Origin of the sequence: Oryzibacillus soli (genome assembly GCF_051594765.1) — a bacterium.
In the GTDB taxonomy this organism is placed as follows: Bacteria; Bacillota; Bacilli; order Paenibacillales; family NBRC-103111; genus Paenibacillus_AR.
Genome location: NZ_JBPPGJ010000007.1, coordinates 132934 through 147171 on the forward strand (window position 1 = coordinate 132934; position 14238 = coordinate 147171).

The 14238-nt window shown below is 59.9% G+C and carries 11 protein-coding genes and 1 other RNA gene; 11 read left to right on the forward strand and 1 reads right to left on the reverse strand.

Translation table 11 applies throughout. The annotated features are described in order from the left end of the window. The first annotated feature begins 25 nt into the window (after positions 1-25). From ACSEXW_RS11275 to ACSEXW_RS11315, 9 genes are all read left to right on the forward strand, one after another. Entirely contained in the window at positions 26-856 is an 831-nt protein-coding gene (locus ACSEXW_RS11275) for a hypothetical protein (RefSeq protein WP_438446242.1), read from the forward strand. Continuing rightward, on the forward strand, positions 857-1636 hold the full coding sequence (locus tag ACSEXW_RS11280) for a tRNA (adenine(22)-N(1))-methyltransferase (RefSeq protein ID WP_438446243.1): 780 nt from the start codon (positions 857-859) through the stop codon (positions 1634-1636). Then, positions 1603-2718, forward strand: a complete 1116-nt coding sequence (locus ACSEXW_RS11285; RefSeq protein ID WP_438446244.1) for a Nif3-like dinuclear metal center hexameric protein — start codon at positions 1603-1605, stop codon at positions 2716-2718. Before ACSEXW_RS11280 ends, ACSEXW_RS11285 begins: the two co-directional genes overlap by 34 nt. Before the next feature lie 80 nt (positions 2719-2798). Then, an RNA gene (gene rnpB / locus ACSEXW_RS11290) (RNase P RNA component class A) lies at positions 2799-3200 on the forward strand. Positions 3201-3358: 158 nt separating this feature from the next. Next, positions 3359-4063 (forward strand): hypothetical protein, encoded by a 705-nt coding sequence (locus tag ACSEXW_RS11295; protein WP_438446245.1) that lies wholly within the window; start codon positions 3359-3361, stop codon positions 4061-4063. Positions 4064-4083: 20 nt separating this feature from the next. Continuing rightward, positions 4084-5943 carry an efflux RND transporter periplasmic adaptor subunit gene (locus ACSEXW_RS11300; protein WP_438446246.1) on the forward strand — a complete coding sequence of 620 codons (1860 nt, stop codon included), beginning with the start codon at positions 4084-4086 and terminating at the stop codon, positions 5941-5943. Continuing rightward, entirely contained in the window at positions 5940-9080 is a 3141-nt protein-coding gene (locus tag ACSEXW_RS11305) for an efflux RND transporter permease subunit (RefSeq protein ID WP_438446247.1), read from the forward strand. The genes ACSEXW_RS11300 and ACSEXW_RS11305 overlap by 4 nt, the downstream gene beginning before the upstream one ends. A gap of 78 nt (positions 9081-9158) precedes the next feature. Further along, a complete protein-coding gene (locus ACSEXW_RS11310; protein WP_438446389.1) occupies positions 9159-9851 on the forward strand; it encodes a response regulator transcription factor in 693 nt (230 codons plus the stop codon). Then, on the forward strand, positions 9848-11176 hold the full coding sequence (locus ACSEXW_RS11315; RefSeq protein ID WP_438446248.1) for a HAMP domain-containing sensor histidine kinase: 1329 nt from the start codon (positions 9848-9850) through the stop codon (positions 11174-11176). Before ACSEXW_RS11310 ends, ACSEXW_RS11315 begins: the two co-directional genes overlap by 4 nt. A gap of 76 nt (positions 11177-11252) precedes the next feature. On the opposite strand, the gene ACSEXW_RS11320 is transcribed toward ACSEXW_RS11315, so the two are convergent. Next, positions 11253-13178, reverse strand: a complete 1926-nt coding sequence (locus ACSEXW_RS11320; RefSeq protein WP_438446249.1) for a S8 family peptidase — start codon at positions 13176-13178, stop codon at positions 11253-11255. 189 nt (positions 13179-13367) lie between these two features. Between ACSEXW_RS11320 and ACSEXW_RS11325 the strand changes: the two genes are divergently transcribed. After that, positions 13368-13868 carry a DUF3907 family protein gene (locus ACSEXW_RS11325; RefSeq protein WP_438446250.1) on the forward strand — a complete coding sequence of 167 codons (501 nt, stop codon included), beginning with the start codon at positions 13368-13370 and terminating at the stop codon, positions 13866-13868. A 129-nt stretch (positions 13869-13997) separates the two neighbouring features. After that, positions 13998-14210, forward strand: coding sequence for a DUF1540 domain-containing protein (locus ACSEXW_RS11330; RefSeq protein WP_438446251.1), 213 nt, complete (start codon positions 13998-14000; stop codon positions 14208-14210). Positions 14211-14238: the final 28 nt, after the last annotated feature.

Below are 14238 nucleotides of genomic sequence, written 5' to 3' on the forward strand. Positions count from 1 at the left end.
GAACAGTTCGGGGTGAAGGGTAAGCATGGATCAGGAGAAACGCAGGATCATCGTGTCCGAGATTGAGCATTGGCGCCGCAGCAAGCTGCTGCCGGGGCAATACTGCGATTTTTTATTAAATTTATATCTGGATGGAGAGAATGAAAAGGATAAGGAAAAGTCCGTCTTGGGCATATCCAGCGGCTCCGTTAAGAACAGCAGCGCCAAGGTGTGGTTAACAATATTCGGAATTTTGGGGCTGATTTCCTTTCTTGGATTACATTTTACATCTTTTCATTTTTGGATGCAAACCGGGATTGCGGCGGGCTTGATCTCCATTCTGTACATGATCGGCGGCGTGCAGCGTAACAAGCAGCCGGGCTTGTCGTATCTGGCCTTCGGGGCGGGCTCCATCCTTCTGCTCCTGGCAGGAATCTATCTCCTGTCCGACAAGGGCTATGACGGGACGCCGGTGATGCTGTATGTGGGCTTCTGCAGCATGATCTGGATTCTGACCGGGATATTAGGGCGCATGCCCGTCTTTCATTTTGCCGGTTGGGTCGTATTGTTCTTGATTTATGCCCTGGTTTTAAGGCACAATATAACGGATATCGATTGGATCGGACTGGAGCTCAGCTGGGTGCCGGTCAGCCTGGTGCTCGTCTGGCTCGGCTGGCTGTTCCATCATGTCAACAAGCAGATCGCCGCGGTCCTGCTCCTTACCGGAGCACTGGGATGGTTCGGTGCCGAAATCTACGGATTCGGCGTGACGGAGCTGCCCGGCAATCTGCTGCAGCTGCTGCTTCTGGCGAAGCTGGCCGTAATCTGCGGCGTCTTGTTCGGTTTGCGAAAAAAATGGATAGAGTGGGTAATGTAAATGATTCCATTGTCGAGAAGGCTCCGGGCCATAGCGGAGCGGATTGAATCGGGGAGCAGGTTGGCCGACATCGGGTCGGACCATGCGCTGCTTCCTGCTTTTTTGGCACAGAGGGGAACGGTTTCGTTCGCCGTGGCGGGAGAGCTGAACCCCGGTCCCTTGGAGGCCGCCCGGAAGCAGATCCGGGATTCGGGACTGGAACGGATGGTGTCGGTTCGCAAGGGCAACGGGCTGGAGGTGATCTCCCCCGGTGAGGTGGATACCATCAGTATCGCCGGCATGGGCGGCAATCTGATCGTGGAGATCTTGTCCGCCGGCCGAGAGAATGGCAAGCTGGAGGGAATCCGGAGGCTGGTGCTGCAGCCCAACGTCGGAGAGGACACGCTTCGCCGCTGGCTGCGTGCGAACGGCTGGAGTCTCCGCTCCGAGGAGATTCTCGAGGAAGACGGCAAGATCTATGAGATTCTGGTGGCGGAGCGGGCGGCAGAGGAATCGGACCGTACGGATATGGACCTGTACGGCGAACGCCCCTGGGAGGGCTTCGGATCCTTAACCGAGCAGGACCTGTACCGGTTCGGTCCGTATCTGGTGGAGAGCGGGAATTCCGTCTTCCGGGAGAAGTGGCTTCGCGAGATCGCCAAGCTGGAGCGGATCGCCGATTCGCTGGGCCAATCGGAGCTGGAAGAATCGAGGACCAAGCGTCAAGCCGTGGTGGAGGATATCAACCGTTTGAAGGAGCTGATCGCATGCTGGCCAAAGGGCAAACCGTCATCCAATTGATGGAGGAGCTGGCTCCCAAGCATTATGCCGTTCCCGATGATAAGATCGGTCTGCAGCTCGGAAGTCTGCGGCAGGAGGTCCGCAAGGTGCTGGTCACCTTGGACGTGACGGAGGAAGTGGCCGAGGAGGCCATTCGGGAAGGAGCGGAGCTCATTATCGCTCACCACCCCATCATCTACCGTCCCTTGTCCCACCTCCAGTCCGATACGCCGGCCGGGAGGTTGTACACGAAACTCATCAAGCACGACATTGCCGTCTATATCGCGCACACGAACCTGGATGTGGCGGAGGGCGGGGTGAACGATCTTATGGCGGAAGCCCTGGAGCTCACGGACCTGCGGCCGCTGGAGGAGATACATACGGAGAAGCTGAAGAAGCTGGTCGTCTTCGTGCCGGAGACTCATCATGCGCAGGTGCAGCAGGCGGTATTCGCCGCGGGAGCCGGCTGGATCGGGCGGTACAGCCACTGCTCCTTCAATATCGAAGGGAAAGGAACCTTCCTGCCCCAGGAAGGCACAGACCCCTACATCGGGCGGCAGGGCCGATTCGAGCAGGTGGCTGAGATCCGCTTGGAAACCATCGTTCCCGAAAGTGCGGAAAAGCGAGTGGTTCAAGCCATGCTCAAAGCCCACCCCTACGAGGAGGTGGCCTATGATCTGTATCCCATGGATCTGAAGGGCCGAACCTTCGGACTCGGGAGGGTCGGCAAGCTGACGGAGGCCGTTACGCTGCGGGAAATGGCGGAGCAGGTGAAGACCGCCTTCGGCGTGCCGTTCCTGCGGATGGTGGGGAGCCCGGACCGTCCGGTGCGCAAGGTGGCGGTCTTGGGCGGTTCCGGCAGCAGGTATACGCGTCACGCTATCTTTGCCGGAGCCGATGTATTGGTGACGGGAGATATCGATTACCACACGGCCCATGACGCCTTGGCGGCGGGGCTGGCCATCCTGGATCCGGGACACAACGTGGAGAAAATCATGCGCGGCGGCGTAGCGGAGTATCTGAACAAGCGGCTGTCCGAAAAAGGCTACGAAACTGTGGCTTGCCCCTCCCGGGTGGATACGGAGGTATTCCGGTTCCTGTAGAGGCAGCGGAATCCGGGACTGGCAGCATCCGAGGGGTTGTGTTTGGCTGCGAATGACGGTATACTAACTGATGTCACAGGGAAGTTTGACAGACAATCGCCGGCGGCTTCATGCCGCGGGAGGAAAGTCCGGGCTCCACAGGGCAGGATGCTGGATAACGTCCAGTCAGCGCGAGCTGAAGGATAGTGCCACAGAAACGGACCGCCGATGGCCCTTCGGGGATCAGGCAAGGGTGGAACCGTGGTGTAAGAGACCACGAGGAGATATGGTGACATATGTCCTGGTAAACCCCATCTGGAGCAAGACCTAGAGGAACGCAGGGGCTTCGCGCCCCAGCCTTAGCCCGAGGCGCGTTCGGGTTGGTCGCTGGAGCCGTGCAGCAATGTACGGCCTAGATAGATGATTGTCACTTCAACGGTGGGAGGGTAGCTCCCGTTTCGACCACTGGAAGTACAGAACCCGGCTTACGGCAAACTTTCCTTAGCTGTTACGAGAGAACCCCCATTTCCGCATATGCGGAGATGGGGGTTTTTTAGTTGGTTGGAGTTCTTTATGATTCTTTATTTTTTCTTCACGAGGGCTTTAGATCCCTCCCTTATGCTCTTAACCATACGGATGAGAGATATGAAGGAGGACACGGATGATGAAAAAGAACCTTGCTCCCCATACCTTGTGGAGTGTGACGGCAATCCTGGGTCTGGCTATCGCGAGCGGCTGCGGGAACGAAAGAGAAGGGGTGGAACTTCCTTCGGCGTCCCCGATAGGTTCGGCCGCAACAGCTTCCACACCAGCGGCACAGACAACCACCAGCCCCTCGCAGGCCGCGCAGACGAGTCCCGGAGCCGCGGCGGCAGGGCAAGTCAGCCCTAGCGTCCCGGCCGGCACACAAGCGTCTCCAAGCGCCACCCCCGCAGCGTCTGGCAGCAGCTCGACCCTGGCTGCCGCTCCGGGCTGGCCAGCTTATGAGCCGTCCGACGCCATCCGGAAGGAAATCGGACAGGCGGCTCATGACAGCGGCCTCTCCACCGTTTGGTTCCCCGGACATATTCCGGCAGAAGCGGGAGAGGCGAAGGTGAAGACGGGGCCTAACAGCTTGATGATGCTGAATTACGAAGGCTTCACCGTGATCGAATGCCCCAAGGAATTCAAGGGTGTGGCCTTTGCGTTATCCTTCTCCTTCGAAGGGAAGGCAGGAGATGAGCCCATTCCGATCAAGGTGAAATTTCCCAAGGGCGAGCAAACCGGGCTATACATGAAGAAGGATGATACTTATCTGGCCGTCGTCAGCAAGGAGATGGGAACCGAGGATATCCGCAAGCTGCTGGAAGGCATGAAGAAGCTCTAACCCCAAGGAGGCCCGACATCATGAATGAGACCAAGGTGACACGTGTTGCTGCTCCGCGTACGCGTTTTCTGGCAGCCCTCCTGGCGGCCGGACTCATGCTTGTGCCGCTGACCGGCTGCGGTCTGGGCGGCGGCAAAAAGAAGGAAGCATCCGCTCCGGCCGAGCCGAAGGTGGTCGCGGTGGAGACCGCCACGGTGGCGGAGGGTGAATTTGCGAACAGCGCTGCATACAGCGGTATCCTAACGGCGGCCTCGACCAGCCAGGTATCCTCCAAGATTGCGGGCCGCGTGGTCCAAACGATGGTGAATCCCGGCGATCGCGTGAAGGTGGGCCAGCCCCTCGCACGGATCGATACATCGGCCCTTCAGCAGCAGTTGACTCTGGCGGAGGCGGCGGCCCAAGTGACGGAGGCTCAGGCGGAGAAGGTGCGGCAGGACCTGGAGAACGGCCGGCTGACCGCCGAGAAGACGCTTCAGTTGCAGGATGCGCAGACGTTCAAGACCCAGTCGGAGCTTGCGAATGCCGTCGCTTCCGCCAAGCAAGCTGTGGCGGTGTCGGAGGCCCAGCTCGCCAAAGCGAGGAGGGACCGGGAGAATGCCATCACCTCCGCCAAGGAAGCGGTGGAAGCGGCGGAGCTCCAGCTGGCCAAAACCGCCGCGGATGTGGAGAATGCCATTGCCGCCGCGCAGATGAATACCGGCGGTCTCATCCAGACGATGTCGGCGGCTCAAGCCGCGGCTTCCAATGCGGCGGCCCAGCTTCAGCTGCAGGTAACCCAGGCCTCCAATGCCTACACAGCGGCCTCGGAAGCCTATGAGAAGGCGGTAAGCGAGCATAACGCGGCAGCCCTCCCCACCTTACAGGCGAATATGGATTCCGCCAAAAACAAACTGGAGCTCCTTCAGCTCCAGCTCCAACAGGCCCAATCCACCGTTGCTCCGGCTGTGGCCCAGGCCAATGCCCAGTATATGGCCGCCTACGCCCAGCTGGAGAACGCCCAGAAATCCCAGGCCGTCAAGCTGGCCGAAGAACAGGTGGAGATCCAGAAGCTGCAGCTGGCCACCGTGGAGTCCGCAACGGTGGAGGTGGCGGAGCGGCAGGTGGACCAGGCGCGGACGGCCCTGGACAACGCCATCAAGTCGCAGCCTGCTGCGGATAAGCTGACGGCGGCCCAGAAGGCCCAGGCGGAGCAGGCTTACGCCAATACGGGATCCACCGGCGCCCTTCAGGTGGTGGAAGCGCAGAAGAACCAAGCCGGCGCCAACGTCCAGGTCCTTCAAGAGCAGCTGAAGGACGGGGTCCTGCTCTCTCCGGTGGAGGGGATCGTCCAGGCGGTCCTAACGCCGGCCGGACAGAACGCCACCGCGCAGAGCCCGGTGGTCAGCATCGTCTCGATGAAGCCGGTCCAGGCGACGGTTAACGTGCCGGAAACCGATATCGGCACCCTTCAGCCGGGAGCGCCCGTTCTGGTATCCGTTCCCGCCGTGAACGGCGAATATCAAGGAAAAGTGATGGGAATCAAGCCAGGCATGGATACCGCCACCAAAACCTACGGGGTCATCGTGAAGCTGGAGGCCGAATCGCCTCTATTGCTGCCGGGCATGTACGTTCAGGTCAACCGGCCGTCGGCTCCCCACAAGGCGGTGCGGATTCCGGCGGATGCCGTCCTCCGGCAGGGGGAGAGCGGTGCCGTCTATGTGGTGGAGAACGGGAAAGCCGTCAAGCGCAAGGTTCAGACCGGCGTATTAACCGGCAGTGCCTATGAAATTACCGAAGGTCTGAAGCCCGGGGAGCAGCTGATCGTCAAGGGACAAACCTTCGTGACGGACGGCAGTCCGGTTCAAGTCATCCCCGCGGGAACGGAGGGGCAGAAGCCATGAATATCGCCCGTATCTCCATCCAGCGTCCCGTAACGCTTCTGATGCTGATGGCCGCCGTGCTGCTGGCCGGTACCTTGGCCATACTGGGCCTGCCCGTGGATTTCTATCCCAAGCTGGACATCCCGACCGCCAACATCAGCGTAGCTTGGACCGGCGCTTCTCCGGCCCAGGTCGAAAGCCAGATCACGGAGAAGGTGGAAGCGGCGGTAGCTGCCGTGCCGGATGTGACCTCCGTGACGTCCATCTCCCGTACCGGAACCAGCGTGGTCACCGTGCAGTTCGGATACGGAACGGATATGGACCAAGCGGCCTTGGCCATCCGGGATAAGATGGACCGCGTCCGGAGGCAGCTGCCTTCCGATGCGGAAGCGCCCATCGTCACGAAGGCCGACCCGTCCAGCCTTCCGGTGATGACGCTGGCGCTGCACGGTGAGGTGGGCGTGGCGGAGCTCCGCCAGCTGGCCGAAACGGCGGTGGCGCCGGCTATTCAACGGGCGGACGGAGTCGCTTCGGTTCAGGTGAACGGCGGAGTTGCCCGTCAGATTCTCGTTGAGGCCAACCCGGAGCAGCTGGCGGCTTACAGCATTCCGATCACTACGCTCGTCACGGCGCTCGGCAACGAGAATCTGTCCTTGGACGCCGGAACGGTGGACAAGGGGAGCCTGTCGGTTCCTCTTCATTTCAGCGGCGAGTACCAGTCCGTGGAAGAGATCGGGGAGACCCGCATCCCGGTCGGCAAGGGACAGTTTGTTCCGCTGAAGGAGCTGGCCACTGTGCAGGATACCTTCCAGGAGACAACCCAGGCCGTCCGTTTCAACGGAGAACCGGGCGTCAGCCTGGCGGTGATGAAGCAGTCCGACGGCAATACGGTAGAAGTCTCGAAGCAGGTGCAGCAGGCCGTAACGGAGCTTGCAGGCGACCTGCCGCCGGGTGTCCGCATCAGCACCGTGTCCGATCAATCGGTATTCATCGGACAGTCCATCTCGACGGTCATTGAGCATACGGTGCTGGGCGGCGCCTTCGCCGTGGTCATCCTGCTGCTCTTTCTGGGCCACTTCCGGGCTACCTTGATCATCAGTCTGGTCATACCGGTCTCCGTCATGGGAACCTTCGGACTCATGTCCGTCTCGGAACAGACGCTGAACACCATTACGCTGGGCGGACTTGCATTGGGGCTCGGTTCCTTAGTGGACTTTGCGGTGGTGGTGCTGGAGAGCATCTTCCGCAAGCGGAGCCAAGGCTATTCGGCCAAGGAAGCGGCGGAGCTGGGAACCAAGGAGGTCGGTCTTGCGGTAACCGCTTCGGCCCTCGCGCAGATCATCGTGTTCCTTCCGACCCTCTTCATTGCGGGTTTGGTCAAGCAGATCTTCATGCCGTTAGCGCTGGTCGTCATCTTCAGCCACATTGCGGCTCTGGCCGGAGCCGTTACCCTGGTGCCCATGCTGGCGGTATACCTGCTCCGTAAGGACCTGGATCACGGCTCCTCCAAGGGCTTCAGCCTGAATCCTCTGGTTTGGTTCGGCCGCCTGATGAACGGAGTGACACTCGTCTATGCCTGGATTCTGAAGGGGGCGCTGAAGCAGAGATGGGTGGTATATCTCTTGACCGGCGTCATTCTGGCGGCATCGGTACCGCTGCTCCGCCACGTGGACCGGGAGATGCTGCCGAAGACGGATGACGGCCAGATCCAGATCTCCGTTCAGGCTCCGGCGGGAACGGCGTTCGAGGTAACGGACGCTCTGGTGAAAAAGGTCGAGGATCGGGTGGAGCAAGTGCCGGAGCTGGAGCGGCTCTCGGTCACCGTCGGATCCTCCGGAGGAAACAACCAGAACGTCTCCGCAACTGCAGGCGGCGCTTCCGTTCAGATACAGCTGCTCCCCTTGGCGGAGCGCTCCCGGAGTACGGAAGCCGTTGCGGAGGAAGTGCGCAAGAAGCTGTCGGACATCCCCGGTGCGAATATCCGGGTGTCCGTATCCTCCTCGCTGAAGCTAGGCGGCGGAGGCGGAGGCGGGGCAGACCTCCAGGTCAATCTGTACGGTCCGGACATGACGGTGCTGAAGACCCTGGGCGAGCAGGTAGCTGCCGCCGTATCGGAGGTGCCGGGCACCCGCGACGTAGTGAATACCCTTGGCAACGGACTTCCGGAATACGAGCTCCGCATCGACAGGGAGGCAGCGGCCTTCTATGGCGTCACCACCAAGGAGGTGGCCGCCGCCCTGCGTACCGCCTACCAAGGAGCCGTCTCCACGCAATATAAGGCGGGAGACGATCAGATCTCCGTCCTGGTGCGCTATCCCAAGACGTACACGGAAGAGGTAGAGAACCTGAACCGGCTGACCCTGATCTCAGCTTCGGGCACGCAGGTGCCGCTGAGCCGGGTTGCCAGCGTGGAGGTTGGAGAGGGACCGGTCCAGATCAAGCGGGAGGATCAGGAGCGTACCGCATCCGTCCAGGCATCGGTGTTCGGCAGCGCGTCCGGAACCGTGGCCAAGGACGTGAAGGCGAAGCTTCAGGAGGTGGCTCTCCCGGAAGGATACCGGGCGGAGCTGGGAGGCGAGCAGAGCCAGATGGCCTCCTCCTTCAAAAGCCTCGGTTACATGCTGATCCTGTCCGTCGTTCTGGTCTATATGGTAATGGCCGGGCAATTCGAGTCCATGTCCAGTCCCTTCGTCATTCTCTTCTCGCTGCCTCCGACCATGACGGGCGCCTTGCTGGGCTTGTATCTGACCGACAGAACGCTGAATATGAGCTCTCTGATCGGCATGGTCATGCTGGTGGGCTTGGTGGTGAACAACGCCATCGTACTGATCGATTGTACGATCGAGAGGCGCAAGGAGGGCATGGACATCAAGGAGGCGCTGGTGGAAGCCGGCAAGGTCCGGCTGAGACCGATTCTGATGACCGCCGGCGCTACGGTGCTCGCCATGCTCCCGCTGGTCATCGGCGGAGGCGAGGGCAGCGAGAGCCAGGCTTCCATGGCGACAGTCGTATCCTTCGGCTTGACCCTCTCCACCCTCGTTACCTTGATCCTGGTGCCGGTAACCTACAGCTTGCTGCACAGCATCGGCTCTCTCTTCCGCTTCCGGAGCCGCACCGGCTCCGTTCCCGGAGGCCATGGCTCTGCGGCGGGCCTCTAGCGGCAGGCTTCTTCCGAAAGGTATAATAGGTGCATCCAAGAAATCGGAACGGGACTGCAGGGAAGAAGGGAGCCGCCTATCATGCATAAGGTGCTTATAGCCGACGATGACCGGGACATTGTCCGCTTGATCGCAGACAGTCTCCAGGAAGAAGGCATCGACACGGTGCTGGCCTACTCGGGGACCGAGGTGGTGGCCTTGGCAGAGGAGCCGGGCCTGTCCCTGCTCATTCTGGACATCATGATGCCCGGAATGAACGGGCTGGAGGTATGCAAGAGGCTTCGGGAGAAGCTGAGGATCCCGATCCTGCTCCTGAGCGCCAAGGACCGGGACCTGGACAAGGTCGTGGGCTTGGAGGTCGGGGCGGACGATTATATGACGAAGCCCTTCAGCATCGATGTGCTGGTCGCGAAGGTCAAGGCCCATCTCCGGCGGGAGGAGCGCAGCCGGGCCGCCGATGATCCGGAGGCGCCTCTCCGATGGGGCGAGCTGGAGATCAGGCCTTCGACCTTCGAGGTCTTCAAGAACGGCAGCCGGATCGAATGCTCCACCAAGGAGTTCCAGATCCTGATCTTTCTGGCATCCCACCCTAATCAGGTGCTGAGCCGGGAGCAGATCTACGATGCGGTCTGGGGCTTCGGCGAATACGGGGAGCTGAATACCGTTACGGTCCATATCAAGAATCTGCGTGCGAAGCTGGACCCGGACAACCGGTACATCGTCACTGTCTGGGGAGTAGGGTATAAGTTTACGGGAGGCCGGATCGTGTGAAAATCAGTCTGAAATACCGGATATCCCTGGTTTTCCTGGCCGTAATGGCCCTGTACACCCTATCGATTCTTCTCTATTACCGGATGGTGATCATGGAGCAGGCGGCAGTGGATATCCGCAACTTCCGCGATCACTTCGCGGCGGGGAACGCCGCGGTATCGGAGGCGGCGGGCCGTCTGTGGAACGACAAGGCGGCCTTGGGAGCCAAGCTGGAGGAAGCCTCCAGAGCCAACGGCGTGTCCTTGAAGGTCTATGACCTGACGGGAGCGGAGGTGTTCCGGTATGACTATGACAAAAGCGGCATTTGGACCTTCACGGCCAAAGAAATCGTCAAGCGGGAAGACAAGGCCGTCGCCTTCCTGGAGGTGCGATATCCCATCCAGATCCGGGACATTGTGGCCCACGTGCATTCCATCGCCAATCTGCTGACGGTGTCGCTTACGGGCATGGGAGTTTCCTTCCTGGTCCTGGTCATCTACATCCACTTCGAAGTGGTGAAGCCGCTTATGAGGCTGCACGGCAGCATGAAGCTTGCCAGGATCGGGGACATTAACCCTCCGGATGGGGGAGGGCGGAAGGATGAGATCGGCGATCTCATGGCTAATTTCCGAAGCATGGGCGAACGGCTGGAGAGCACCCACAAGGAGCAGACGGATATGATCGCGGCGATCTCCCACGATCTGCGGACCCCTCTAACCTCGATCATCGGATATGTTGAGCGCTTGGGCTCCGGGAAGATCCGGGCCGATGAACGAAGGCAGGAATACTATGCGGTTATCCGGCAGAAGGCTAAGGATATGGAGAGGCTGATCGTGGATTTCGCTTCCTTCTCGCGGAGCGAAGCCGAAGCGGCCCGGCCGTCCGCAGAGCGGGTTCACGTCAAGCCGTTCTTCGACAGCCTCTTTAAGGAGTATGCCATGGAGCTGGAGTCCAATCATGCCGAGTTCACGTCGGATTCCCGTCTGCCGGAAGGAATCGTGGCGGAATGGGATGTGAAGGGACTCCGGAGAATCGTGGCCAATCTGGTGAACAACGCTATGGCCTACACCAAGCCTCCGGTCCGGATTCATATGACGGTCAAGATGGGGGAGAACCGGCTCCTATTCACGGTGGAGGACAATGGTCCGGGAGTGCCCGAAGCCGAGAGGCAGCACATTTTCCGGCGGTTCTACCGGGTGGATCCGTCCCGTTCCCGGGAGAACGGAGGCACCGGGTTGGGCCTGGCCATCTGCAAGAGCATCGCAGAGGCCCATGGCGGTTCCATCACCGCCTTCGACAGTCCCCTGGGGGGCTTGGGCATCCGGGTAGCTCTGCCGCTCTCTTGACAAAAAGCCGGCTTCGAAACGCCAGCATGCGGCGTTTCGAAACCGGCTTTTTTGGGGTACAGGGACGAAACAGCGGTCAGCTGCCGTATTTTTGTGCGATCCGGTCCATTTCACGCTCCAGCCATTCCGGCCAATAGCTGAGCGCGTTCCTGCTCTGCTCCGCCATCTGGAGCGCCCTCACCACATCGATCTGGCCGTAGCCGAAGTGCTTGTCCTTGCCCGGAGTGCCGATATCCTCCGCGGAACGGCGCATGATGTCCATGACCTCCGTGTTCTTCAAGAGGGGATTGACCGAGCGGATCAAGGCAGCCAGCGCCGCCACATGGGGGCTGGCCATGGAGGTGCCGGACAGCGCCGCGTACTGGTTCTGCGGATAGGTGCTCGGGATGCTGACCCCCGGCGCAGCGACGTCGATGTAATCCCCGTAATTCGAGAAGGAAGCCTTATTCTTCTTCGAATCCGTGGCGGCCACGGCGAATACCTCCGGATAGGCGGCCGGATAGCCCGGACGTTCCGTATTGTCGTTGCCGCTGGCTGCGATCAGGACCACATCCTTGTCGTAGGCGTATCTCACGGCATCATGGAGGAACTGGGCGTCCGCATAGTTGCCCAGACTCATGTTGATGACCTTGGCCCCATGGTCCGCCGCCCAGATGACGCCCTGGGCTACGGCATAGGTGCTCCCTGACCCGGAGGAATCCAGCACCTTCACGGGCAGGATCGGGTTGTACCAGGACATCCCCGCCACACCCTCGTTATTGTTCACGAGAGCCGAGATCACACCGGCCACGTGTGTACCGTGGCCAACGTCATCATCGGGGTCGGAGCGGCCCTGCGACACGACGTTCACACCCGGCAGAAGCCGGTCCTTCAGGTCCGGATGATCCAGATCGACGCCCGTATCCACCACCGCCACCTTCACGTCCTCGCTGCCCTTGCCAATGCCCCAGCCCTGCAGGGTTTCGATGATGGGCAGGTTCCATTGGTAGCGGGAATACAGCACGTCGTTCGGGCTGGCGCCGGCATTGGCGCTGCTCTCCGTTTGGCCGTATCCGCCTGCGGCACCCGATCCCCCGGCGCCGTTGGATTGGGCGACCGCCTTATCGTTGGTCAGATACAAGTAGTGGGGCTCAGCATACTCCACATTCCATTTTTTGAAATAATCCATCATCTGCTGGGCTTCCATACGGGCGGATTCGAACACGTAGGTGTAGCCCAGCTTCACGGCCGGTCCGGCGCCGATCTCCGATTGGATGCGGCGCAGGTCTTCATCGGAAGGCGGAGCCGAAAACTTCACGACCACCTGGTTCTTGTGGTAATGGCTCGTTCCTTCGTTCTCCTCCGGATGGTCCACCGTCACGTCCCGAAGGGTGTCCGTATCAACGGATTCGATCTTGAAGTGGCCCTCGGCCGGGTAGGGAACCACCCGCAAATTCTTCATCTGGTGCTCCCGGACCTGGTCCAGAATCTGCTGGTGTACGACGCCTACCAGGGCGCCCTTGCCGTCATCCGTTGGAACGCCCATGACGAAGTAGGTTCCGGTACCGGTGGCGAGTGGAGGGGATTGGACCACCTTGCCGGCAGGCGCCTCCGTCAGCGCACGCTGGAGATCAACAGCTGCCGCCTTGTCCGCTTCGTCCGTCACCTGTCCGACCTCGACCCGCCGGCGGTCGGAGGAGCCATCCCCGGAGCGGAGGTAGATCAGCTTCTTCATATGGGGATGCTCGGCCTGAAGCGCCTGAAGAGTCATCTTGATCTCGGCTTCCCCGGAGTGGGGGGCGATCCGGCCCGACACGGTCTTCAAATCCAGGAAGCACTGGTTGCGGCACAGCTCATCCGTCGCAGCCATATCGTCGGTTACCAGCGCTTCCTTCATCTTCACTTCCTGCTTGGGCGTCACATTCCGCTCATCCGGCTGGCCCGACTTGTCTCCATCTCCCCGCGGGAGCAGGAGAAACGCCAGCAGGACCAAGCCGGCAATGATTCCAAATCGCTTCAACATCCGTCATTCCCTCCCGATTTCGGTTCCCGGCAGTTTGCCATTCAGGTGTAGGGTTGGAACGGCCCCTTCTTTTTATGCAGAGGCAGGCCTTATTTTCATGTTACCTTTCCAATAGGTTTGTGGTACGATAGTGATATCCATCATGGCTCTAATCATGCCGTTCATTGTTTAAGGAGGACTTTATTTTCTATGGCTAACCATAATGTCAAGAACCTGTGCGAAACCACACGTATGAAGCTGAAGGAAGTCATCGCCAAGACCGAGCTGTTCCTGAACCACAACTCCCTGGAGCAGCTGAACAACGAGGGCGACCAAGCCATGGAAGAGTTCTACCGGGCCTATCTGCAAGACACCCGCCATCTGCTGGTATTTTCCGAAGTGGCCTATGAGAAGCTGGGCGTCAGCCTCCGCCGTCCGCAGTTCAACGTGGATTATTCCGAGAAGGTTCTTTATGACGTATACCACAATTGCGTGAATAACTTCTTCTATCCGAAGAACGAGTGCTATTCCGAGGACGGCCGTTATGCGTACACAGGCCAGGACGCCATCCGCTTCCGCAAGAAGCCGAGCCGGACGGTCCGGGACCTGACCATCGAGCTGTCCAAGATATTCGAAGAGCTGCGCGAGGACCTCTCGTACTACGAGACGGATTACATTACCCAGCGCCGTATGCAAGGCGAGAAGATCTGATTGAATTCCACAAGGGGATGCCGGAAGCGGCATCCTTTTTCTTTTGTCAGGAACGGGTATATATTCATGGCGCGTCAGGCGCATAGCAAGGGGGGGTTGGGGCAACAATGGGTAATGGAGGTGATAATCATGCCTGAAGTAAAATGCTCAGTTTCCAACTGCTCTTATTGGGACAAAGGCAACATCTGCGGCGCAGACCTGATCATGATCGAAGTGGACAAGCACGCCAACGCGAAATTCGATGCCGAATTCGCCGGCGAAAGCTTCGACAGCGAGCACAAGGATGCAGCCAATGCCTCCAAGGAAACGTGCTGCCACACCTTCAAACCAAAAAATGCGTAACACCAGGTAAGCGAAGAAAGCTTCCTGC

What these genes read in the sequence shown, in the direction of transcription:
- ACSEXW_RS11275 (WP_438446242.1), top strand. Translation starts at nt 26, where the DNA reads ATGGATCAGGAGAAACGCAGGATCATCGTGTCCGAGATTGAGCATTGG.
- ACSEXW_RS11280 (WP_438446243.1), top strand. Translation starts at nt 857, where the DNA reads ATGATTCCATTGTCGAGAAGGCTCCGGGCCATAGCGGAGCGGATTGAA.
- ACSEXW_RS11285 (WP_438446244.1), top strand. Translation starts at nt 1,603, where the DNA reads ATGCTGGCCAAAGGGCAAACCGTCATCCAATTGATGGAGGAGCTGGCT.
- ACSEXW_RS11295 (WP_438446245.1), top strand. Translation starts at nt 3,359, where the DNA reads ATGATGAAAAAGAACCTTGCTCCCCATACCTTGTGGAGTGTGACGGCA.
- ACSEXW_RS11300 (WP_438446246.1), top strand. Translation starts at nt 4,084, where the DNA reads ATGAATGAGACCAAGGTGACACGTGTTGCTGCTCCGCGTACGCGTTTT.
- ACSEXW_RS11305 (WP_438446247.1), top strand. Translation starts at nt 5,940, where the DNA reads ATGAATATCGCCCGTATCTCCATCCAGCGTCCCGTAACGCTTCTGATG.
- ACSEXW_RS11320 (WP_438446249.1), bottom strand. Translation starts at nt 13,178, where the DNA reads ATGTTGAAGCGATTTGGAATCATTGCCGGCTTGGTCCTGCTGGCGTTT.
- ACSEXW_RS11325 (WP_438446250.1), top strand. Translation starts at nt 13,368, where the DNA reads ATGGCTAACCATAATGTCAAGAACCTGTGCGAAACCACACGTATGAAG.
- ACSEXW_RS11330 (WP_438446251.1), top strand. Translation starts at nt 13,998, where the DNA reads ATGCCTGAAGTAAAATGCTCAGTTTCCAACTGCTCTTATTGGGACAAA.